The sequence below is a fragment of the Streptomyces sp. Ag109_G2-15 genome (genome assembly GCF_900215565.1).
GTDB classification, from domain to species: Bacteria; Actinomycetota; Actinomycetes; order Streptomycetales; family Streptomycetaceae; genus Streptomyces; species Streptomyces diastatochromogenes.
This window is the reverse complement of sequence record NZ_OCNI01000002.1, coordinates 121,778-143,931: the sequence shown is the minus strand read 5'-3', so window position 1 is coordinate 143,931 and position 22,154 is coordinate 121,778. Positions and strand designations below refer to the sequence as shown.

General features: G+C 68.8%; 18 protein-coding genes and 2 pseudogenes. 13 read left to right on the top strand and 7 right to left on the bottom strand.

The annotated features are described in order from the left end of the window. Positions 1-74: 74 nt before the first annotated feature. Both CRP49_RS37080 and CRP49_RS48500 read right to left on the bottom strand, forming a co-directional pair. Positions 75-569: a hypothetical protein gene (locus CRP49_RS37080; RefSeq protein WP_257033863.1), complete on the bottom strand. Its 495-nt coding sequence runs from the start codon at positions 567-569 to the stop codon at positions 75-77. 36 nt (positions 570-605) lie between these two features. Beyond that, positions 606-1,028 (bottom strand): annotated as a pseudogene (locus tag CRP49_RS48500) (ABC transporter ATP-binding protein); the annotation flags it as partial. 177 nt (positions 1,029-1,205) lie between these two features. On the opposite strand from CRP49_RS48500, the gene CRP49_RS47205 reads away from it, so the two are divergent. From CRP49_RS47205 to CRP49_RS37040, 7 genes are all read left to right on the top strand, one after another. Beyond that, positions 1,206-1,376, top strand: coding sequence for a hypothetical protein (locus tag CRP49_RS47205; protein ID WP_179851960.1), 171 nt, complete (start codon positions 1,206-1,208; stop codon positions 1,374-1,376). Further along, positions 1,373-1,909 (top strand): DUF6262 family protein, encoded by a 537-nt coding sequence (locus CRP49_RS37070; RefSeq protein WP_257033749.1) that lies wholly within the window; start codon positions 1,373-1,375, stop codon positions 1,907-1,909. The genes CRP49_RS47205 and CRP49_RS37070 overlap by 4 nt, the downstream gene beginning before the upstream one ends. A 221-nt stretch (positions 1,910-2,130) precedes the next feature. Further along, complete coding sequence (locus tag CRP49_RS37065) at positions 2,131-3,036, top strand: NADP-dependent oxidoreductase (RefSeq protein WP_097257827.1); 906 nt, start codon at positions 2,131-2,133, stop codon at positions 3,034-3,036. 74 nt (positions 3,037-3,110) lie between these two features. Beyond that, positions 3,111-4,172 (top strand): alkene reductase, encoded by a 1,062-nt coding sequence (locus CRP49_RS37060; RefSeq protein ID WP_097257826.1) that lies wholly within the window; start codon positions 3,111-3,113, stop codon positions 4,170-4,172. 11 nt (positions 4,173-4,183) lie between these two features. After that, the gene (locus CRP49_RS37055) at positions 4,184-4,663 is read left to right on the top strand and encodes a MarR family winged helix-turn-helix transcriptional regulator (RefSeq protein WP_097257825.1); all 480 of its coding nucleotides are present in this window, start codon (positions 4,184-4,186) and stop codon (positions 4,661-4,663) included. 503 nt (positions 4,664-5,166) lie between these two features. Beyond that, entirely contained in the window at positions 5,167-6,075 is a 909-nt protein-coding gene (locus tag CRP49_RS37045) for an SDR family oxidoreductase (protein ID WP_097257823.1), read from the top strand. 373 nt (positions 6,076-6,448) lie between these two features. Further along, positions 6,449-7,024, top strand: coding sequence for a hypothetical protein (locus CRP49_RS37040; RefSeq protein WP_143670083.1), 576 nt, complete (start codon positions 6,449-6,451; stop codon positions 7,022-7,024). A 93-nt stretch (positions 7,025-7,117) separates the two neighbouring features. Here CRP49_RS37040 and CRP49_RS37035 read toward each other — a convergent pair whose 3' ends face one another. Further along, complete coding sequence (locus tag CRP49_RS37035) at positions 7,118-8,233, bottom strand: IS630 family transposase (protein WP_179851959.1); 1,116 nt, start codon at positions 8,231-8,233, stop codon at positions 7,118-7,120. A gap of 169 nt (positions 8,234-8,402) precedes the next feature. On the opposite strand from CRP49_RS37035, the gene CRP49_RS37030 reads away from it, so the two are divergent. Further along, a complete protein-coding gene (locus CRP49_RS37030) occupies positions 8,403-9,218 on the top strand; it encodes a class I SAM-dependent methyltransferase (RefSeq protein WP_179852073.1) in 816 nt (271 codons plus the stop codon). 218 nt (positions 9,219-9,436) lie between these two features. Here the strand turns inward: CRP49_RS37030 and CRP49_RS37025 are convergent, their stop codons facing one another. The 3 genes from CRP49_RS37025 to CRP49_RS37015 form a co-directional block, all read right to left on the bottom strand. Continuing rightward, entirely contained in the window at positions 9,437-10,813 is a 1,377-nt protein-coding gene (locus CRP49_RS37025) for a glycoside hydrolase family 43 protein (protein WP_097257819.1), read from the bottom strand. 88 nt (positions 10,814-10,901) lie between these two features. Further along, positions 10,902-12,470: an alpha-L-arabinofuranosidase B gene (locus CRP49_RS37020; protein WP_097257818.1), complete on the bottom strand. Its 1,569-nt coding sequence runs from the start codon at positions 12,468-12,470 to the stop codon at positions 10,902-10,904. A 272-nt stretch (positions 12,471-12,742) separates the two neighbouring features. Beyond that, positions 12,743-14,170, bottom strand: a complete 1,428-nt coding sequence (locus CRP49_RS37015) for a glycoside hydrolase family 43 protein (protein ID WP_097257817.1) — start codon at positions 14,168-14,170, stop codon at positions 12,743-12,745. A gap of 645 nt (positions 14,171-14,815) precedes the next feature. Here CRP49_RS37015 and CRP49_RS37010 point away from each other — a divergent pair. Further along, positions 14,816-16,240, top strand: coding sequence for a family 43 glycosylhydrolase (locus CRP49_RS37010; protein ID WP_097257816.1), 1,425 nt, complete (start codon positions 14,816-14,818; stop codon positions 16,238-16,240). Between the two features lie 183 nt (positions 16,241-16,423). On the opposite strand, the gene CRP49_RS37005 is transcribed toward CRP49_RS37010, so the two are convergent. Beyond that, a complete protein-coding gene (locus CRP49_RS37005) occupies positions 16,424-16,645 on the bottom strand; it encodes a nuclear transport factor 2 family protein (protein ID WP_097257815.1) in 222 nt (73 codons plus the stop codon). A 327-nt stretch (positions 16,646-16,972) separates the two neighbouring features. On the opposite strand from CRP49_RS37005, the pseudogene CRP49_RS37000 reads away from it, so the two are divergent. From CRP49_RS37000 to CRP49_RS36985, 4 genes and pseudogenes are all read left to right on the top strand, one after another. Next, positions 16,973-17,199 (top strand): annotated as a pseudogene (locus CRP49_RS37000) (hypothetical protein); the annotation flags it as partial. Between the two features lie 1,041 nt (positions 17,200-18,240). Further along, positions 18,241-18,774 (top strand): SigE family RNA polymerase sigma factor, encoded by a 534-nt coding sequence (locus CRP49_RS36995; RefSeq protein ID WP_097257814.1) that lies wholly within the window; start codon positions 18,241-18,243, stop codon positions 18,772-18,774. Further along, positions 18,771-19,556 carry a hypothetical protein gene (locus CRP49_RS36990; RefSeq protein WP_097257813.1) on the top strand — a complete coding sequence of 262 codons (786 nt, stop codon included), beginning with the start codon at positions 18,771-18,773 and terminating at the stop codon, positions 19,554-19,556. Before CRP49_RS36995 ends, CRP49_RS36990 begins: the two co-directional genes overlap by 4 nt. Before the next feature lie 128 nt (positions 19,557-19,684). Then, on the top strand, positions 19,685-22,132 hold the full coding sequence (locus CRP49_RS36985) for a non-reducing end alpha-L-arabinofuranosidase family hydrolase (protein ID WP_257033747.1): 2,448 nt from the start codon (positions 19,685-19,687) through the stop codon (positions 22,130-22,132). The last annotated feature ends 22 nt before the right edge of the window (positions 22,133-22,154 follow it).

Genomic DNA, 22,154 nt, shown 5'->3' with positions numbered 1-22,154 from the left:
GATCGCCGCACGTAACGGCCCCACCCCGGCGACGATCCGGCGACCTGAACCGGGATGCGGGACCGATCATGTGATCAGGCGGCCTGCGGCATCACGTAGCCGTGGGCGACGTCGGCGTCCGCGGTGAGGGCACGGACACGGTCGTATCCGGGTGCGGCGAGGAGGCGGGTGGCGCGGTCGGTGATGTCTGGGTCGATGTCGACGGTTGTGACATGGCCGGTCGGGCCGACCAGTTCGGCGATCAGGGCGGCGTTGTAGCCGCCCGAGCCGATCTCCAGGACGCGGTGTCCGGGCCGGATGCGGGCGGCTTCGAGCATGACGGCCAGGAGCCACGGTGCGCTGACGGAGTTGCTGATGCGGCCGTCGGGCGTGTGCCGGGTGGGGATGATGTCATCGGCGTACGCGGTCCGCATGGGCACTTCGGGGGCGAAGACGTGACGGGGCACTCTGCGCAGGGCGGTCTCGACAGCGGCGGTGCGGATGTGGCCGGCTGCGAGGAGCTGGTCGACGAGCCGGTTCCGCAGTGCGCTGGGATCGTGTTCTTGGGTCGCGGTGGGAGGAGTCGTCACGCTGGGCCTTTCGAGCGGGTCATGCGGGATCTGCGACGGTGGGGGAGCCGGGGCGGGGATGGTGCCTGCGGGGGCGTACTGGGCGGCTTGCGCGTCGAACATCGAGGCGTAGCGCCCTTGGGCGGCCATGAGTTCCTCGTGGCTGCCGTGCTCGACGAGCTGTCCGTGGTGCAGGACGTAGATGCGGTCGGCGTGGCGGACGCCGGACATGCGGTGGGTGACCAGGACGACGGCCCGGTTCGGTGCGGCGAGCCGGCGGATGCGGTTGAAAGCGGCGATCTCCGCTTCCGGGTCGAGGGCGGAGGTGGGCTCGTCCACGATGAGTACGCTGTCGGCATCCGAGGTGGAGCTGCGCCAGTGGGTACGGGCGAGCCCGATCTTCTGCCATTCGCCGCCGGAGAGTTCGCTGGCACCGCGGAACATCCGGGCCAGCAGGCTGTGCAGGCCGTCGGGAAGTTTCTGCCCCTCCTGGTCGGTCAGTCTGCGCACACGGACAGGCTCGGCCACTGCACCTCCAGCGGTCGGATCGAACGTCACCGCACATCCGACCGTCACGATCACCAAACCGGCGAACCTATGTGGTCACAGCACTAGGCGCGCAGCGAGGCCATGCCCTCCCAGGAGGAGATCCGTCGGGTGCGTCGCCTGATCGACCGGGTCAAGGCCGATCTCGGTGACCTCACGGCCGAGGAACAGGCCCAGATCGGCGAGGCCGTCGCCGTCGTACGCCGCAGCCGGAGCGTCATGCTGGGCATGCCCCGCATCGGCCAGCCCCTGCCCGACGTGCACGCCAGGAGGTCCGCATGAGCAGGGCCATGGCCGACGGCCGCCGCGCCGACGGTGAACGCCGCCGCCAGCGCGTGAAAACCGCCATCAGGCAGGCCACCGGGAACGGTACGGCGATCAGCGTGAGCGGCATCGCCCGGCAGGCCGGCGTCGACCGCACCTTCCTCTACCGCCACCGCGACCTGCTCGCCCTCATCCACGCCGCCGAACGGCAACCCTCTGCCTCGGAGCCCGGGGCCGGGCCCCCGGTCAGCCTCGCCTCGCTCCAGGCCGACCTCGCCAACGCCCACGCCCGCAACACCCGGCTCGTCAGCCAGACCCAGCGCCTGGAGCGCCGGCTGGCCGAGCTGATGGGCGAGCAGGCGTGGCGGGAGTCGGGCCTCGGTGCCCCCGCCGACCAGGAAGAGCTTCAGCGCCAGGTCTCCCGCCTGGAACAGGCGAACACCGAGCTATTGGCGCGGCTGGAGGAGAGGGACGCGGAGCTGGAGGCTGCTCGGGCAGCCAACCGCGAGCTGACCCGGGCCATGAACCAGAAGGGAACCGCGCACCGCTAGGGTCTGGCCGGCCGTCCGGCTTCCGGTGGAGGTAGCCCTTGGCCGCGCAAGGCGCGCTCTGGCGGGGCGCCTCCCGCTTCGACGGCCATCCCGAGGAGACCAACGCGACCGTCACTGATCTCGCGCAGCCCCAGCGGCCGATACTTGGCTAGCCACATGTTTGCTGTACGGTAGTTATGTGTCCAGCCACCTAAATGGGTGGTGACACGAGAGGAGTCGTCATGAAGGCCATCCTGTTCGATCGTTTCGGCGGCACCGACGTGCTGCACGAGGCGGACATCGAGGTCCCGCAGCCCGGCCCCGGCCAGGTCCGTGTCCGCGTCAAGGCGGCCGGGCTGAACGCGCTGGACGGCAAGATCCGCTCCGGAGCGATGCAGGCCGCGTTCCCCACGCCGCTCCCCTCCGTCCCCGGTGCCGAGCTCGCCGGCGTGGTGGACGCCCTGGGTGAGGGAGTGCAGGACGTGCAGGTGGGTGACGAGGTGCTGGGCTGGTCGGACACCGGCTCGTACGCCCAGTACGCGCTGGCCACCACCGTGGCCCCCAAGCCCGCCGGCCTCGACTGGCAACACGCGGTCGCGCTGCCGGTGGCGGGCGAGACGGCCGAGCGGGTCCTGGACCTGCTGGGCGTCACCGCCGGGGAGACCGTACTGATGCACGGCGCGGCCGGAGCGGTCGGCACCCTGGCGGTCCAGCTCGCCACGGCCCGCGGAGCGCGTGTCATCGCCACCGCCGGCCCCGCCAACCAGGACTACCTCAGCTCGCTCGGCGCCACCGCGACCCTCTACGGCGAGGGCCTGGTCGAGCGGGTCCGGGCGCTCGCCCCCGACGGCGTGGACGCGGTGTTCGACCTGGCTGGGAAGGGAGCCCTGGAGGACTCCATCGCCCTGCGCGGCGGCACCGAGCGCATCGTCACCATCGCCGACTTCCGCGCACACCAGCTCGGCATCACCTTCTCCAGCGGTGGCCAGGAACGCTCGGCCGCCCGCCTGGCCGCGCTGGCACAGGACGCCGCGACCGGCAAGCTCGTCACCACCGTCACCGCCTACCCCCTCGACCGGGCCGCCACGGCCCAGCAGATCAGCGACGCCGGGCATGGCCGGGGCAAGCTCGTCCTCACCCTCGACTGATCACGCCCGCCTTTCCCTCTTGTTCTGCCTTGTTCTGCTCATCACCTGACCATCACCGCACCGAAGGACCACTCATGCTGAACGCCCTGTGGACACCGACCACCGTCGGCGACATCTCCCTCCCGCACCGCCTGGTCATGGCCCCCATGACCCGTGACCGCTCCACCCCCGAAGGCGTACCTACCGAGCTGAACGCCGAGTACTACGCCCAGCGGGCCTCGCACGCGCTCATCATCACCGAGGGGACCCAGCCCAACGCCGACGGCCAGGGCTACCTCCTCACCCCCGGCATCCACAATGACGAGCAGATCGCCGGGTGGCGCAAGGTCACCGACGCCGTGCACGCGGCCGACGGCCGGATCGTCATCCAGCTGATGCACACCGGACGGATCTCCCACCCCGACAACACCCCGCACGGCCGTCAGCCGGTCGCCCCTTCGGCGGTCCAGCCGCAGGGCGCGATGTTCACCGCGTCCGGGCCCCAGGAGATGCCGACGCCCCGTGCGCTGTCGACGCAGGAGGTTGTGGCGACCGTCGACGACTTCCGCCGCGCCGCGGCGGCCGCCGTCGCGGCAGGCGCCGACGGCGTGGAGATCCACGGCGCCAACGGCTACCTCGTGCACCAGTTCCTCGCCGACAACACCAACCAGCGCACCGACCAGTACGGCGGCTCCATCGACAACCGCATCCGCTTCGCCGTCGAGGTCGCCACCGCCGTGGCCGAGGAGATCGGCGCCGACCGCACCGGCCTGCGCATCTCCCCCGGCAACCCCTACAACGACATCGCCGAGTCCGACACCGCCGAGCTGTATCCGGCGCTCCTGCGCGCCCTCAGCCCGCTCAACTTCGCCTACCTCCACATCCTCCACGCGGGCGACGAAGAGTTGCTGGGCACCCTGCGCACGCTGTGGCCGACCACGCTGATCCTCAACCGGGCCGGCACCGACCTGCCCACCCGCGCCAAGGACATCGACAACGGCACGGCCGACCTCGTCTCCGTCGGCGCCCTCGCGCTCGCCAACCCGGACCTGGTCGAGCGGCTACGCTCTGACGCGCCGCTGAACACCCCCGACCCGGCGACTTTCTACGGCGGCGGAGTGGCCGGCTACACCGACTACCCCACCCACACCGTCTGAGGAACCGCACCATGCCCGCCTCCACCCACCGCACCCCCTCCACGGCCACCGAGGGGCCGATGAGCTACGCGATCTTCCAGCTCGCCCGCGCTCACCGCGCCCGCGCCGCCGCCATGCTCCGCGAGATGGATCTGCATCCCGGACAGGAACTGCTGCTGATGCAACTCCTCGACCGGGACGGCCAGACCCAGTCCGAACTACTCGAGAGCGTCGGCCTGGACCACTCCACCGTCTCCAAGTCCCTACGCCGCATGCAGGACGCGGGCCTGCTCGTGCGCGAGCCGGCCGAACACGACCGGCGCGTCATGGTCGTCCACCTCACCGACAAGGGCCGTGCCATGCGCGAACCCATCGCGGCCATGTGGCAGGCCCTGGAGGAGACCTCCGCGCGGAACCTGTCGGCGCAGCAGGCAGAGTCCTTCGTCCGCACCGCCTACGCCATCGCCGACGCGATCAACAGCCGCGCTGGTGCGCGGGAAGATTCCGAGTAGCTCCTCTCGGCCCGCACCCCATTTCCGGCCATGGAGTGCGCTTCGTTTCCGGCGTTCCTGCGAAGTGGACGTGCTGCAGCGCACTCGACTCATGAAGACCCGTGCTGAACGGAGCCAGCCTCCCCAACTGTCGGAAGAAGCCCGGTGAGCCGAGCCGGCGGATGCGGTGGTACCCCGCTCACCCCCGTATGTCAGGGAGAACGGGGATGAGCGGGGCCTCAGCATCAGGGGCAAGCGCGAGCCGTCCCGGTGCAGGCAGCAACACCTCTCCCACGGGATGTCGAGCCCTTCCCGTCGTCGGCCGGCCACACATCGAGGCCGGCCGCATCACCCGCGTCCGCGTCACCGTCGATCTCCACAAGCTCCTGCAGGTCGGCGACGACCCGCGCCGCGAATCCGCCCATCACAGCCCGCCCCTTGAGTAACCCGGGCCGACGGCGCCCACATCGGCGGCTACCTACAGTAATCCTCCCATTCCTGACCTGATGGAAAGTGAGACCTCCGTGACCACCAGGCTCCCCGTCCTCGTCGTCGGCGCGACCGGCTCCCTCGGCGGCAAGGTCGTCGACGAACTGCTGGAGCGCGGTAAGAACGTCCGCGCCCTAGTCCGGCCGACCACCGACGCGAGCAGGCTCGAAAAGCGGGGCGTCGAGATCGCCCGCGGCGACATGCTCGACCTCGACTCGCTCGTCGCCGCCATGAACGGCGCCGATGCCGTCATCACCACCGCTGCCGGCTACACCCGCGGCGGCAAGAACGCGCACGACATCGACACTGTCGGCAACGCCAACCTCGCCGAGGCCGCCCACCGCACCGGCATCCGGCGGTTCGTCCTGACCAGCATCCTCACCAGCGACCAGACGCCCCACGTCCCGCACTTCTGGCACAAGAAGATCGCCGAGGACAAGCTCGAGCAGCTCGGCGTCCCGTTCGTCGCACTGCGCCCGGGAGCCTTCCTCGACCAGATCGCGACCATGGCGGGCGACCCGATCGACAAGGGCCGCCTGACATGGATCGGCAAGATCACCGTCCCGCTGACCTTCGTCCACACCTCCGATCTCGCGTCGTACCTGGCGGCCGCCGTCGACGCCGAGGCCGACAACGGTGAGCGCATCGACATCGGCTGGGACCGTCCGGTCAGCATGCGCGAGATGGCCGACCTGATGGGCAACCGAGCCGGAAAGAAGATCAAGGTGTGGGCCGTCCCTTCCGCCGTCGCCCGCGCCGCAGGAGCCGTCGCCGGCCGCTTCATGCCCCTGGTCAAGGACATGGCCGCGATGTTCGGCTGGTTCGACAGCGGCCGCTACGTCGCCGACCCTCACCGCCAGGAGCAACTGTTCGGCCCCGTCCCCACAGCCGAGGACGCCCTCGCCCGATACACCGACGAGCTGGGCACGGCGCAGCACCGGTGACGGGCCCGCATCCCGGTCCCGCCCCCCCCGGGCGGGGGCCAACCGATGGGTGGAAAACCGCTGTGACAGATCACCACACGTTCTCACCGCCCCCCGATTGGAACCTGCCCGGCCCGGCTGCAGCCCGGCTTCACCTGAACTGGCTATACCACGACACCTGTTGCACGTGTTAGCGTCAACGGAACCGGCGTTGAGCTGCATGGAGCCCTATCGGCTAGCCTCGCGCCACAGTCGCTCCCCTAGTGCTGTGACCAGAAACCTTCGCCGGGCTTGATGACACGCCGGTCGAGGTCTGCGACGCGGGGCCTTGCGACAGACGCGAGTCGATTCCGGGCGCTGGCCAGTGGGACACGGCTCTCGGCACAATGCCTCCGTGGAGTTACTGACTGCCGCGCTTCCCGTGGGCGCTACGGTGTTCGTCGCCATCGTGGGTTACCTCCAGTGGAGACGCAGCGAGCGGCGCCAAGGCGAGAACGAGACGGCGCGCCAGGAACTGGAGCAGGCGGAGCGACGTCGTATCGCCCGCGGACCGTATAGCCAACAGCGGCTGGAAGCCCTACAGGAACTGCTCGACAAGCTCCGCGAGCTTGAAATCCAGTCACGGTGGAATGCAGGGGGACAGGATCTGCGCGCTGAGGTGCCGAAGATCAACACCTTCCTGATCCAGCATGGAGAGGTGCTGGAGGACGAAGAGCGTCGACTGGCGCAGCAGTTCCTCGAAGGGCTGACATGGATCGACCATCGCGAAGCTGAAGAGCGGCGCAGGTGGGACGAGCAGCGAGAACGGGAGCTTTCCGCGCACGGCAGCGACATCGGCTCATACGAGAGCTCCTGGGAACGGACGGGGCCTTTGCCGCCTTTCGATGAAGTCCATCAAGCCGTGCAGAAATGGACGTCTGCGCGGGACGCCCTGGAGGAACGGCTTCGTAAAGCCCTCCAAGGCATGTGAGCGATCACCATCGCATCACAAGTCTCCATTCGTGTTCGCACGAGCGTCGTTGGCACGCCTAGTGCTGTGACACGGATTCGTTCGCCGGGTCGGTCAGGCTGTGGGTGCAAGGGGGCGTCCGCCCCAGCGGATGCCCTTCTCGCTGCGGACGCGGGCGCGTTCCTTGCGCTGGGCGGCGAGTACATGGCGGGCGTTGACGTTGCGCCAGCACAGGTAGCGGTGCAGGGCCCGGGTCTGCGCGGGATGGCTGCGATGGTTGGAGTTCGCCAGGGTGAACTGCCGCAGTGGGCCGAAATGGGCCTCGATCGGGTTGGCCCAGGAAGCGTAGGTCGGAGTGAAGCACAGCTCGACCTTGTTCTTCTTCGCCCAGCTACGGACGTCCGCGCCAGTGTGGGCGGAAAGGTTGTCCAGAATGATGTAGATCGGGGCGCCGTCGGGCCGGGCGGCGCGGATCGACTTCAGCGCGGCCAGGCTGTTGGCGGTGCCCTTGCGGCGGCGGTTGACGCCCCACAGGCGGTCGTCGCCCACGGAGTAGCAGCCGTGGAAGTAGGTGACGCCGTGGGTACGGCGGTAGGTCGCTGGGAGCCGGTTGGGCTTGCCCCGTTGGGCCCAGCAGGAGCCTGCGGTGGGGCGGATCCCCAGTGGGCCGAACTCGTCGAAGGCGAAGACCCGGTCCGGGAAGCGTTCCAGCACCTCCTCGATGCGGTCCAGCTTGGAGTCGCGTTCGGGGTCGGGCGACTCCTTCCATGTCTTGGTGCGCTGGAAGGTGATGCCACGGCGCAGGAGCAGGCACCGTAAGGCTTCACGGCCGATCCGGATGACGCGTCCGTGGAGGCGGCGCAGGTAGGCGGCGAGTTTGCGGATCGACCAGCGGGTGAAGGGTTGGCCGAGCTGGCTTAGGCGGGTGGTGGCCGTCTGGATGACGAAGTCCTCGTCATCAGGTGCGAGCAGGCGGGGACGGCCTCCCGCCCACCGAGGGTGCAGGCAGGCCAGGCCGATCTCGTTAAACCGGTGGATCACATCCCGCACCGTGTCCTCGTCGGCCTGGACCAGCTGGGCGATCACCGGAACACGGTTTCCGCCGGCGGACGCCAACAGCATCATCGCCCGGCGATAACGCACCGAGCTGGTACTGCCTCGCCGCACGATCTGCTGCAGCTTCTGCCCGTCCTGGTCGGTCAGTCTGCGCACCCGCACAGGCTCGGCCACCACACCCCCCAGTGATCGGAACGGACGTCACCGCCCATCCAACCGCCCCAACCGCCAACCCGGCGAACCTTGTCGGTCACAGCACTAGCTCCACTCATCAGGCCCCTTGGAATCGATCATCTAGGCTGGCGCGGTGACTGATGAGCAGGAGCGGGTGCAGCCGTCGGGAGTGTGGGCCACGGCGGTGGGGGTGGCCCGGGTGCGGGCGCTGGAGACCGAGCGGGAGAACGCGCTGTTCCGCGACCCGCTGGCTCAGGCCTTCGCTGCCGCCGGCGGCCTGTGGCCCTCCTCGCCGCCGCTGCCCGGTGACGAGGCCGCGCGACGCCGCCGGCTGGGCGTGGCGTTTTCCATCGTCATCAGGACGAAGTTCCTCGACGACCTGTTGCAGCAGGCCTCCGCGTCCGGGGTCCGGCAGGTCGTGCTGCTCGGCGCCGGCATGGACAGCCGGGCCTTCCGGATGGACTGGCCCGAGGGCACCCGGCTGTTCGAGGTCGACACCGCCGCGCCACTGGACTTCAAGGCTTCGGTGCTGCGCCAGGAGCGGGCCGTCGCACGCTGCGAGCGGATCACCGTCGCGGTGGATCTGCGTGAGGACTGGCCAGGCGCGCTGGCCGCCGCAGGGCACGACCCGACGGCGCCGACCGTGTGGATCGCCGAAGGACTGCTGATCTATCTGCCCGAGGACGCGGTGGAGCTGCTGCTGGCCCGGATCAGCGCGCAGTCGGCGGCAGGCAGTTGGATGGGGCTGACGTTGGGCTCGCGCGGCGTGATCGAGCGCTTCGGCGCGGACGCCGTGCCGGGATCGGCGGCGTCCATGTGGGTTTCGGAGATGCCCGACGACCCGGTGGGCTGGCTGGCCGGGCACGGCTGGGAGGCCGACAGCCACACCCTGCGCGAGCGCGCTGCCGCCTACGGCCGCCCGATCAGCACCCCGCCGCAGCGCGAGGAGCGGCCCGGCGGACTGATCTCGGCGGTCCGCCGGTAGAGCGCCTCCCGGTTCCCCGGATGATCCTGATGAGTGGAGCTCGTGCTGGATTCGGCTCTCTTCGGCACCGGTCCGGGGCCGGTTGCCCGTCAGCTCCAGGGGAGGCGGCGAGCCGCTGGTGTCCTGGGCCCACGATGTCGGGTTCTCCCAGGGCGCGTGTCCGGGCCGCGGTCAACCGACGGCGCCCTCCTCTGCACGGGGCCCCGTGGCATGTCGTCTCAGTACCAGACGGAGAACGTGGCGTCGGCTCTGCCGACGGCGGTGGAGATCGGGTCGATACGCAGCACGTAGTCGTAGTGCCGGATGTAGCGGTCCGGGTAGTTGTACGAGCGGAATGACGACCAGGACGGATCGGCGAGCCCGGCGGTCTTGTGGAAGGTGGCGTCCTGGACGAACTTCGTTGTGCCGTCGTTGACGTCAAGCCGCAGCTGGTAGTAGGCGTGCCGCAGGTAGCGGGTCGGATTGTTGACGGACTGGAAGGAGACGCCGGAGGGGTCGGCGAGGCCCGGCACCAGCTTCCATTGCGAGTCGGTGTAGGGGTCGAAGGGGTACGGGTCGATGCGGCCGGTGTAGTCGGCGTGCCGCCAGTATCTGTCCGGGAAGTTGTAGGACTTCAGCCGGTTCCAGGCGGGCTTGCCCCACTTGGCGACCATGTTGTCGTACACGGTCTGGGGGATCGGCTGGATGGTGGCGTGTTTGGAGTTCAGCGGCTGGGTGTAGACGCGCCGGTCGGTGGCGGTCCAGGTGCCGGTGGAGAGGTCGCTGGTCTGCCAGGCGTAGAACACCGCGTTGGCGTCGCCCCACAGGTACCAGGTGCCGGAAGCCTGGGCGAGGATCGGGGCCTCGATGCCTCCTTGCGGCGCCAGGCCGGAGGTGAAGACGGTGAAGCTGCCGGGGGCGAGGGAGGTGGACCTCGCCCCCACGAGGCTGTTGTGGCCCTTGAAGTACAGGTAGTTGACGCCGTTCACGTTCATGGCCAGGGAGCCGTCGATCACGTCGTAGCCCGGGTCGAAGAAGACCTGCGGTGATGTCACCGTCGTGAAGTCCGTGGTGTAGTTCACCATGATCACGTTGTGTCCGCTGCTGTTGACGGCCGAGTAGATGATGGCGTACTGGCCACGGGAGGCGTCCCAGAAGGCTTCGGGCGCCCAGCTGTGGGTGGCCATCGAGTGCAGTTTCAGCAGGCGGTAGTTGTCGAAGGAGCGCAGGTCGGTGGAGTCCCAGACGTGGATGACCTGGCTCTGCTTCGTCCAGTCGGTTCCCTTCAGGTTGGTCGCCATGACGACGTAGGTGCCGTCCTGCTTGGGCAGGATGAACGGGTCGCGCAGACCACCGTCGCCCCCGGTCGGGGTCACCACGGGGTTGTTCTGGTTCAGCGGCATCCACTGCAGCGCGTCGGTGCTGACCGCGAGGTGCAGGCCGTAGTCCGTACCGAGGTTTCTCGGCGACTGGGTGAAGTAGCCCATGACGAACGGGGAGCCCGTCGCGGCGCTCGCGGACCGGCTGCCGAGCGTCAGCGCGCCGGTCATGGACAGTGGCACGGCCGCGGCCATGCCGAGGAACAGCCGGCGCGACGGGAGGGGGGTTGCGCTCATCTGGTGCCTCCAGGGCGTAGGGAAAGAGTGGGGGCTCCCGAACCCGTGAGCGCCCCGGCCCGGAGGCGCCCACGGGTTCGGTCCCTCGTCAGCTCCAGGGAGACGCGGTGAGCCAGCTGGTGTCCTGGGCCCACGACCGCGTGGAGTCCCAGGTGTTGGTGCCGCCGTTGCTGGCGATGTACGCCGTGTAGTTGTAGTGGCGGATGTACTTGGTGGGGTAGTTGACGGACTGGAAGGAGGTGCCGACCCCGCTGTTGCCCGCGGTGGGGCAGAAGGTGGCGTCCTTCGCGAACGAGCTGCCGCCGTTGTCGGTATTCAGGTAGAGCTCGTAGTTGGAGTGGCGTAGGAACTGGCCGGGGTTGTTGGCGGATTCGAAGGAGAAGCAGGAGGTGTTGGCCAGTCCGGCGCGGACGATCCAGGTGGCGTCGGCCTTGTCGGTGGCCGAGCTGGCGGAGTTGATGGAGGAGATGACGACCTTGGTGTCGGCGTCGTTGTGGCGCAGGTAGTGCGAGGTGCAGCAGGGCGAGGTGGTGGCCTGCAGGGAGACCCGCGAGCCGGGGGTGAGGGTTCCGGTGCTGGTCGAGCCGCTGTTGTAGCCGACGGCGGTGATGTTGGCCTGGACGGCGTTCTCGGTGGCGTCCGAGGGATAGCCCTGGGTCATCACGCCTTCGTAGAAGGTGCCTTGGCCGGTGTTGCTGTTGTCGCCGCCGATGCCGAGGATGATCGCGCCCTGCTTCTTCATCGGGTTGTAGCCGGTGGCGTTGGGGCGTACGCCGTCGTAGAAGGTGGACAGGCCGCCCGACTGGGCGTCGCCGCCGCGGATGGCCCACTGGTTCGGGCCGCCCTTGAGCATGGCGGTCAGGAACCGGTTGTTGACGGTCGGGTCATTGGCGTTGAAGCCGCGGTTGACCCCGGAGAACAGGCCGTTCTCCAGGTCGGCCATGACCCAGGGGCCGTTGCCGCTGCCCCAGCCCCAGCCCTTGCTGTTGCCGAAGTAGAGGGCCTCCATGGTGCCGTTGCCGTCGTCGTTGCCGGTCGTCTCGGCGTTGCCGTAGTCGAAGCAGCAGCCGCCGTTGAAGTGCGTGCCGTCGAAGATGGCGTACATGCCCTCGGGCTGATCGCCGGTGGCGATGCCGTTGGTGTTGTTGTTGCGGTAGCCGGTGCCGGGGGCGACGTAGACTCCGTACGCCTTGTGTCCGCCGACGGTGACCGGAGCCTCGAAGGCGTTGGCCAGGTTGTCGTTCCCGTTCTCGGCCGGACCGGGCCAGTGGCCCTTGAGCGCCTGGGTGAGCTTGTTGCCCTTGCCGGACTGGTCGTAGATGACGGTGATGACGCAGCTGGTGTTCGCGCAGAAGGAGTCCTGCTGCGCGGCGTCGGCGACACCTCCGGCAGCCAGCAGGCCGATGTCCTTGGTCGCGTTGTCGGAGGCGCGCCTGACCTGGTACAGCGGGCCGTTGTACGCGCCGTACAGGGCGCGGGTGGTGCTGTGCGCGGCGACGCAGGGGGTGCCGCCCGCGGCGTAGATGTCGCACGGCCCCTGCGTGGCGGCCTGCGAGGGGGCGGCCGTGGCGGTGAGCAGACCGGCGGCGAGCGCGGCGGTGGCACCGGCCGCCAGCAGCGCGCGTCTGACGCTGTGTATCCACGGTGGCTTGAACATGAAGGGCTCCTTCTCAGGATGGGTGTGAGGGTGAGCGTCGGCGAGCCCCCGGTGCCCGGCCGTGCGGACGGTGCGGGTCGCGCCGACGCCTCCGTGCCGGTGCGGCTTCGGCCGTTTTCGGCACCGGATTCGGGGCCGGGCTGCTCGTCAGCGCCGAAAGGCGGTCGACGGGCAGGGGCGGATTCACGTGGCCGGGCAGTTGGCGTCGGGGACAGATGCCAGGAGATGCCGGCGCTCTCCCTGGAGGCGCCGGCATCCCTGTCGGCGTCGGGTCAGCTCGTCACACGGAAGGTGGCGTCGCCGCGCCCCGTGGCGGTGGTGATCGGGTCGAGCTTCAGGTAGTACGCGTAGTGGCGGATGTAGCGGTCGGGGAAGTTGTACGACTGGAACGACGACCAGGTGGAGTCGGCGAGCCCGGCGACCTTGCGGAAGGTGGCATCCGCGGCGAACTGGCTGCTGCCGTCGTAGAGGGCGAGCTGGAAGTCGTAGTTGGCGTGGCGCAGGAAGTAGCCGGGGTGGTTCACCGACTCGAAGGAGACGGTGTCGGTGCCCGCCAGGCCGGGCCGCAGCCGGAACTGGGAGTCCTCGACGGGGATGACGTCGGGGTCGATGCGCACGTCGAAGTTGATCTGGCGCACATACCGGTCCTGGAAGTTGTACGACTGCAGCCGCTGGGCCGGGGTGTTGGGCCAGCGGGCGAGCACGCGGCTCTCCTCGGCGGCCGTGAGGGTCATGATCGCGCCGTGGCGCTTCGGGGTGCCGCCCATGTCGTAGCTGGCCGCATCCTGAAGCCGGTAGGTGCTGACGTCGAACGGGTTGGTCGTCAGGATCGGCCTGTATTCGCGGACGCCCTGCGGGTTGTTGTAGTCGATGTAGAGGGCCCACTCGTTGCGGTCCCTGAACTTCATCCAGACCGGGCCTTCGACCACATTGCCGGTGAGACCGATGCTGGAGAGGTTGCCGAGGTTGGTCCACGTCCCCAGGATCGAGTTGCTGCCCTCGACGTTGTTCTGGCCGTCGCCGGAGACCCGCAGGTAGCGGTAGGGGCCGGTGCCGGCGGGCACCTCCGTCATCTGGGTGTCGACGACCGGAGTGCTGCCGGGCGGGTCGATCCAGATCTGCGGGGTGGTGATGGTGCGGAAGTCCTTGGTGCGGGCGGCGTAGATGCGGTACTTGAAGATGCCGTTCACCGTGGCGTTCGTCGCCCAGTACAGGACGTAGTCGTTGGTCTCGGGGTTGAAGATCGCCTCCGGCGCCCATGCGTTCTTTCCGCCGGGGATCAGTCCGGCGGCGCCGAGCAGCCACGGCTTCGACCAGGTGACCAGGTCGGTCGACTCCCACACCACGAAGTTGGGGCTGCCGTTGGTGTACGTCGAGCCGCAGCGGACGCACAGGTCGGTCGCGATGATCCAGTACTTGCTCCCGTCGGGAGAGCGCACCAGTGCGGGGTCGCGCACCCCCTTCGTGCCGATCATGGAGTTCAGGACCGGCGCTCCGCCGTTGAGGTCGTTCCAGTGCAGGCCGTCCGTGCTGTGCGCGAGGTACAGCATCTGGCCGGTCGCGGAATCGCCGGTGAAGTGCACCATCAGGTAGCCGGGGTCGGCGGCGGCCGCCCGCTGGGGTGTGGTCAGAGCCTGGCCTGTGAAGAGAAGGCATACGGCGAGCAACATCACCGACAGCCGGCAGCGAAGAGCGGTCATGGGATCTCCTGTCGTCGTGCAGGCGCCACCGTCGGACGAAGGGGGAGAGCGAGGTGGCGGGGAAGCCCGGTCTCGGTGCGGGCGGGACAAGGCCCGGCCACCGCACGATCCGGAAGGGAGCGGCTCCGGACCACGGTGGGTCTCCCGTGTGCAGTGCGGGTCGCCGTGGTGTCCCGGGTCGGGCATGCGAGCCGGTGCGCCGGTGGTGTGACGGCTTGTGCGGCGAAGTGACGGTTGTTGTTCGGGGCGGGGGCGGGGGCCGGGGTGCGGGCCGGACGGATGGTTGGCGGGCAGAGCACGTGAGCGGGGTGTGGTCAGACGGCGTGTGGCATCAACTCACTGTCCGACCAGGTGAGTTGTGCGATATATCGAACGGTGTTCGTAAGATCGAGCAGACAATAGGAGGGGAAACAGAGAGCGTCAATACATCCGGCAATGCGTGGTTCCTCAAGTGGTTCGGGTGGCGCCACGATGCTTTCTTTGGTCGGAAGCGTTGACTGAGGTGGGCGCAGTACCTATCTTCTGGCTGAAATTACGAACGGTGTTCGAAATACCGGCCATGGGGAACAGGCGGTAGCTCCGCACCACCGGCATCAGAGGGAGTCCTCCGTGACACCTGCGCTCACCCGTCGAACGGTCCTCGGCATGATCGCCGGCTCGGCCGCCGCCACCGTCACCGGCGTCTCGGCCGGTACCGCCCACGCCGCCGTGCCCGCCTCACCAGGTGTGACGTACACGAACACCATCGCCGAGCAGCGGGCCGACCCGCACATCTTCAAGCACACCGACGGCTTCTACTACTTCACCGCCACCGTGCCGGCGTACGACCGCATCGTGCTCCGCCGCGCCACCACCATCCAGGGGCTGACCTCGGCCGCCGAGACGACCATCTGGACCAAGCACGCCACCGGTGTGATGGGCGGCTACATCTGGGCTCCGGAGATCCACTTCATCGACGGCAAGTGGTACATCTACTTCGCCGCCGGTGACGCCAACAACGTCTGGCACATCCGGCCCTATGTCCTGGAGTGCACCGACGCGAACCCGATCACCGGGGCCTGGACGGAGAAGGGCCGTATCGCCCTGCCGCTGGACACCTTCTCCCTGGACGCGACGACCTTCGCCGTCAACGACACCCGCTACCTCGCCTGGGCGCAGAACGACCCGGCCGTCGGCTCCGGCACCAACCTCTACATCGCGCAGATGTCCAGCCCGTGGACCATCACCGGCACCCCGGTCATGATCAGCCGGCCGACCGCCGCGTGGGAGACCGCCGGAGGAGTGACGGTCAACGAGGGCCCGGCAGTGATCCAGCGGGGCGGCAAGGTCTTCATGACCTTCTCCGCCAGCGCCACCAGTGACGTCTACTGCATGGGCATGCTGACCGCGTCCGCCTCGGCCGACCTGCTCAGCGCCTCGTCGTGGGCCAAGACCGCGAACCCGGTCTTCGCCAGCTTCGCCGCCACCAGCCAGTACGGCCCCGGGCACAACCAGTTCACGGTCTCCGAGGACGGCAAGTCGGACATCCTCGTCTACCACGACCGCAGCTACAAGGACATCAGCGGCTCCCCCCTCAACGACCCCAACCGCCGCACCCGCGTCCAGAAGATCTACTGGAAGGCCGACGGCACGCCCGACTTCGGCATCCCGGTCGCCGACGGGCTCACCCCGATCCGGCTCTCCTCGTGCAACTTCCCCGACCGGTTCATCCGGCACTGGGACTACCGCGCCAAGATCGAGGCGAACGTCTCGCCGCTGGCCGACTCGCAGTTCCGGGTCGTCACCGGTCTGGCCGACACCGGCACCGTCTCCCTGGAGTCGGCGAACTTCCCCGGCTACTTCCTGCGCCACAAGAACAACGAGGTGTGGGTGGAGAAGAACGACGGGACGTCGCTGTTCGCCGGTGACGCCTCCTTCACGGCCCGGGCCGGCCTCGCGGACTCCGCCGGAGTCTCCTACGAGTCGTACAACTTCCCGGGCCGCTACATCCGCCACTACAACTACCTGCTGTACGTCCAGGCTGTGAGCACGACGACCGACCGGGCCGACGCCACGTTCTACACCCAGTGACCCGGACCGGCGTTCCGTAACCCCTCGGGCAGCTCCGACCCCACGGACCGGAGCTGCGCGAACGAAGCGGCACATCTGCCACGCGCTGGCGTCGCAATGGATGCGGCGATCTCGGCTCCTCCTTTCCGGCCCGCCGCACGCGAAGAGTCTCCACGCCCCGGACGGAAAAGCCTTCAGAACCGGTCAGGACGAAGGTGTTTCCACCGTGTGGTTGGCGGTGGCATGCTGCATGATCGGGAATGCCTGCCACTGCTGCTCGACCCCCGCGGCGCGGATGGCTTCGATCCCCGTGAATATCTGGTCCGAGCTGGTCTCCCACACGGCGTCCGCTGTCCAAATTGCCTCCCAGCGGACTGGGTCGCGGTGGTCGGCACCCACGCAGTAGTCGTGAGCCAGCCGGTGCAGTGCGAGTTCGGCCTAGACTCGGTCCAGGCGAGCGGCAAGAACTTGTAGCGTCGTCATTCCGAGAGGCTGCTGACGGTTGAGATGGCCCGCAGGGCGGCCGCCTCATCCCTGCAAGTGCCGTCGCAGGGCGATCAGTTCGCCGTGACCCGCTGCCGAACTGCCATGCCCGCAACCGTAGGAGCCTGTCCGCAATCGGGCAGAGCCGATCGTCAGCAGCGTCACCGTCATGAGCGAATAATCCCAGCTAGTGGCCACTCAGCGGGCCCAAAGCCGGTACTCCGCCACCCGCCAGCGACACCAGCGGCACTCATCAGCAACCCCGGATGTCATCTCATCAGCCTGCAGCTGGGCGGGGACCCCAACGACTACTGCAACCTGTGGGTGGAGCCCGCCGGCCCCGGCCACCGGAAGGGTTCCGGGTCAACAACGCGAAGGATCCGGTGGGGGCGAAGCTGCACACCGTGGTCTGCAAGGGCACGGTCACGCTCTCCGCCACACAGAAGGCCATCGTCACCGGCTGGACCACCGCCCTCAGCAGGCTCGGCCCCGCCTGAGACGCCCACGCGAGTCACCGGTCAGGCAATTACCCCAGCTCGGGGGCGACTTCAGCAGGAGACGGCATGCCGGGACAGCGGATGTGCGATCGTAGCGGTCATCTGGCCCGCCGCTTCCCCCCGTAGCGGCGGGCCGGACCCGTTTCAGCGGCTGAGAGTGAGGGCGACGGGCTGGTCGGGGCAGTTGTCGAGGGCGTCGATAGGCGCAGGTTGTTCGGCGCGGTCGATGGTCAGGTGTTACGGCGCTGTCCGCATGTGCACCTAATACAGGGGGACTTGACGGACACAGCACTGAAATAGGCAAGAGATGCCCGGAGTTCGACACTAGATCCAAAGCTCCCTGCAGCCGGAACCCGCAGCAGACCTCCGATCAGACTGATTACCCGGCATTTCCCTGGATAGTGCAGTCTTTCGATCAGAATCTGGACGGAAACGACGACTTGCAGATGTGCGACGTACGTGACCCGCCGCGAGCAAACTGTGTGATGTTCCGTGGCCACCGATCAGCATTCCGGTACGAATCAAACCCATAGAGCGTGATACCTACCGGTAGTTCGTTGAACTCGTCGGTAGGTGGGGTTGACGGCTGAGTGGGTCGATCGTACTGCGGTGGGGTGTCGAGTTTCGGGGGCGAGGATGACCGAGCGACGTCCGTGTCCGCCGGCGCCGAGGCCGTTGGAGGAGTACGCGGCGGCAACCTTCTCGTCCTCTGCGGCAACTAGGAGCCGGAAGGCCGACTCGAACTACCGGATGGACGGGCATGAGGGCAACGAAGCACGCCGCGCCGCAACCGTGGCGCAGGCGCGGAATGGTCACGGGCATTCCCTTGGCGCTGCTCGTCGCCGCCGTGCAGCCGGACGTCGCGCAGCCGACCGGCGTCCGGTTCGCCCGGCCTTGACCAGCCCGCCGGCCGGCCTGCACCGCCCCGCAACCATGCACGACCGCCGTTCGCATCCCGGGCTGGGCACTGTTAGGCTGCGCTCCCCGTTGTTGAACGCGCAACTAACGCGCACATCATGGCAAGGAGAGGGCGACCGGGGGATGGTCCTCGATGACGCGTCCGTGGAGTTCCACGAATTCTTCGAACGCCACTATGCCGAGCTCGCCCGTCTGGCACACCTACTGACCGGCGAGACCGATGCGGCGGACGACCTCGCGGCGGATGCCCTGGTCGCCCTGTGGCAGCGCTGGGACCGGTTGCGGCAGGCCGACCACCCGCTCGCCTACGCCCGCGGTGTGGTGGCCAACCTGGCGCGGGGGCGCATCCGCAGCACGGTGCGGGAGCGACGCCGGATCACACTGTTCTGGTCCCGCAGCCCCGAGAAGGTGGAGGGGCCCGACATGGCGGCCGTGCTGGACGTCCGCGCGGCGCTCGCCCGACTGCCATTCCGCAAGCGCGCCTGCGTGGTGCTCCGGCACGCCCTCGACCTGTCGGAGAAGGAGACGGCGACAGCGCTGGGCATATCGGTCGGAACGGTGAAGAGCCAGACCTCGAAGGGAATGGCCGAGCTGGGAAAGCTACTGGGCGCACACGCGGCCGGGGACCTGGTGCCAGGGAGGAGGAGGAACCGGTGAACGAGGAAATCGACCGTCGGCTGCGCGAGGCCGCCGAGGCCCACCGGCCCGACCGCGCGCGGATGCTGGCCCGGGTGGAACGCGGCATGGCCGGCCCCGCCGTCCGTCACCGCGCGCGACCGTTCGCCCGGTCCGGGACCAGGGTCGCCCTCGCCGGGCTCGCCGCCAGCGGCATCCTGACGACCGGCGGCCTCGCCGTCGCCGCCATCGTCGCGACCCCGGCGCCGTCGCCCACCGTGACCACGCCTGCCACCCCGTCCCCGACCGTCAGCTCCCCGCACCCGACATCGGCCCGCCCCACCCCTGTCGCGCCGCCCCCGGTCACCACCCCGGGCAGCTCGCGCCCGACTCCGCCGGCCACCAGTCCCTCGCCGACCGCCGGCGAGAACCAGAACGGGCCGCTGTGGTCGGCCGGCTCGCTGGATCCGAAGAGCACCGTCTACTGGACGCAGAGCAACCTCGTCCTCAAGACGACCCAGCTGCTCACCTCGCTCACGGTCGAGATCCGGATCGTGCAGACCGGCAGGGCGAAGAACACCGGCACCTGGCAGACCCTGCCGAATGGTGACTTCACCGTCACCGTCCAGGAGGCCGGCGGCGCGCTGGTCTACCGCTGGGTCCTCAAGCCGGGCCTGACCGTGCCGGCCGGGAACCATGAGTTCGCCGCGCAGTTCAACAACGGCCCCGGCGTGCGCAGTGCCGCGGCCGACGGCTACCGCGTCGACGCACAGGGTTCAGGCGGCTCCGCGTCGGTCCGGGGAGGGTTCGTCCCGACGCGGTGAACGCCGCTGTGCGGCAGGGCGACGGCGCCGGCCGTGAGAATGCTTGCCTCGATCGCGGCAACCTTTGTGTGCGTGGCGGCAACTGGCGGGTGACCGGGACCGGATCAAGTCCCGCTGTGCAGAAGGACATGTCGTTGTCAGATAAGAACCGTTCTCATCGTCGCCGTCCGGCGACCCGCCGCGTGATCGCCGCCTCCGTGGTCCTCGCCGCTGCGGGCGCCGCCGTACCACTGGTCGCCCTGGCCGCACGCACGCCGGAGGCCGCCGCACCGGCCACGGCCGCCGACGCGGCGGCCGGCAGCGGCCGTTACTTCGGCACGGCAGTGGCCGGGGGCAAGCTCGGCGACTCCACGTACTCCGCCGTTCTCGACCGGGAATTCAAGATGATCACCCCGGAGAACGAGATGAAGTGGGACGCCATCGAGCCCTCCCGCGGGTCGTTCACCTTCGCCGCCGCCGACTCGATCGTCAGCCACGCCTCCGCGCACGGCCAGCGCCTGCGCGGCCACACCCTGGTGTGGCACTCCCAACTGCCCGGCTGGGTCAAGTCCATCACCGACGCCAACACCCTGCGCACGGTGATGAAGAACCACATCACAACCGAGATGACCCACTACAAGGGCAAGATCTACGCCTGGGACGTGGTCAACGAGGCGTTCGCCGACGGCGGCAGCGGCCGGCACCGCAGCTCCGTGTTCCAGGACGTGCTGGGCGACGGCTTCATCGAGGAGGCCTTCCGCACCGCCCGGAACGCCGACCCCTCCGCCAAGCTCTGCTACAACGACTACAACATCGAGAACTGGTCCGACGCCAAGACCCAGGGCGTCTACAAGATGGTCAAGGACTTCAAGTCCCGCGGTGTGCCCATCGACTGCGTCGGTTTCCAGAGCCATTTCGCATCCAGCGGCCCGCCGGCGAGCTTCCAGACCACCCTGTCCAATTTCGCCGCGCTCGGCGTGGACGTGCAGATCACCGAGCTCGACATCGCCCAGGCGTCCGCCACCGCCTACACCAACGCCGTCCAGGCGTGCATGAACGTCGCTCGCTGCACGGGCATCACGGTGTGGGGCATCCGCGACAGCGACTCCTGGCGCACCGGTGAGAACGCGCTGCTGTTCGACGCGGGCGGCAACAAGAAGCCCGCCTACAGCGCCGTGCTCACCGCCCTGGGCAGCACCGGCAGCGGCGGCACGCAGGCCGGGGGCATCAGCTCCGGCACCGTCTACACGCTCTCCAACGCGGCCGCCGGACGCGTTCTCGACGAGCCCGCGGGACAGAACGACAACGGCACCCCGCTCCAGGTGTGGGACGCCAGCGGCGCCTCCAACCAGCAGTGGCGGGCCAACCGGAACAGCGACGGCTCCTACACGCTGACCAACGTCGCCAGCGGCCGGGTGATGGACGAGCCGGCCAACCGGACGGCCAACGGGACGAGGATGACGGTCTGGGACGCCAACGGCGGCGCCCACCAGCACTGGAAGGCCCGCCACAACAGCGACGGCTCCTACACGCTCACCAACGTCGCCAGCGGCCGGGCGCTGGAGATCCCCGGCGGTCGGACCGCCAACGGCACTCCCGTCCAGATCTGGGACACCAACGGCGGCGGCGCCAACCAACGCTGGACCTTCCAGCCGACCGCGGCGCCGAAGAGCGACACGTGTGCGCTTCCGTCGACGTACCGGTGGACCTCGACGGGCGCGCTGGCGCAGCCGGCGAACGGGTGGGCCTCGCTGAAGGACTTCACCACCGTGACCTACAACGGCAAGCACCTGGTCTACGGGTCGGACTACTCGGGATCGGCCTACGGCTCGATGGCGTTCAGCCCCTTCACGAACTGGTCGGACATGGCGGCGGCCCGCCAGACCGGTATGAGCGAGAAGGCGGTGGCGCCCACGCTGTTCTACTTCGCGCCCAAGAAGATCTGGGTGCTGGCGTACCAGTGGGGTCCGTGGCCCTTCACCTACCGCACCTCCAGCGACCCCACCGACCCCAACGGCTGGTCCGCGCCGCAGCCGCTGTTCACCGGCAGCATCCCCCGCACCGACTCCTCCACCGGCCCGATCGACCAGACCCTGATCGCCGACGACAAGAACATCCACCTGTTCTTCGCCGGTGACAACGGCAAGATCTACAAGGCGACCATGCCGATCGGGAACTTCCCCGGCAGCTTCGGCTCGTCGTACACGACGGTCATGAGCGACACGGAGAAGAACCTGTTCGAGGCGCCGCAGGTCTACAAGGTCCAGGGCCAAAACCAGTACCTCATGATCGTCGAGGCTCGGGGGGCGAGCGAGCAGCGCTACTTCCGCTCCTTCACCGCCTCCAGCCTGAACGGTCCGTGGACCCCGCAGGCCGCCACCGAGTCCAACCCCTTCGCCGGCAAGGCCAACAGCGGCGCCACCTGGACCAACGACATCAGCCACGGCGACCTGGTCCGCAACAACCCCGACCAGACCATGACCATCGACCCCTGCAACCTGCAGTTCCTCTACCAAGGCAAGGCGCCCAACACCCCGCCGAACACCTCCTACGACAACCTGCCGTACCGGCCCGGCATCCTCACCCTGAAGCGCTGACCCGCCTCCCGGAGAAGTCCCC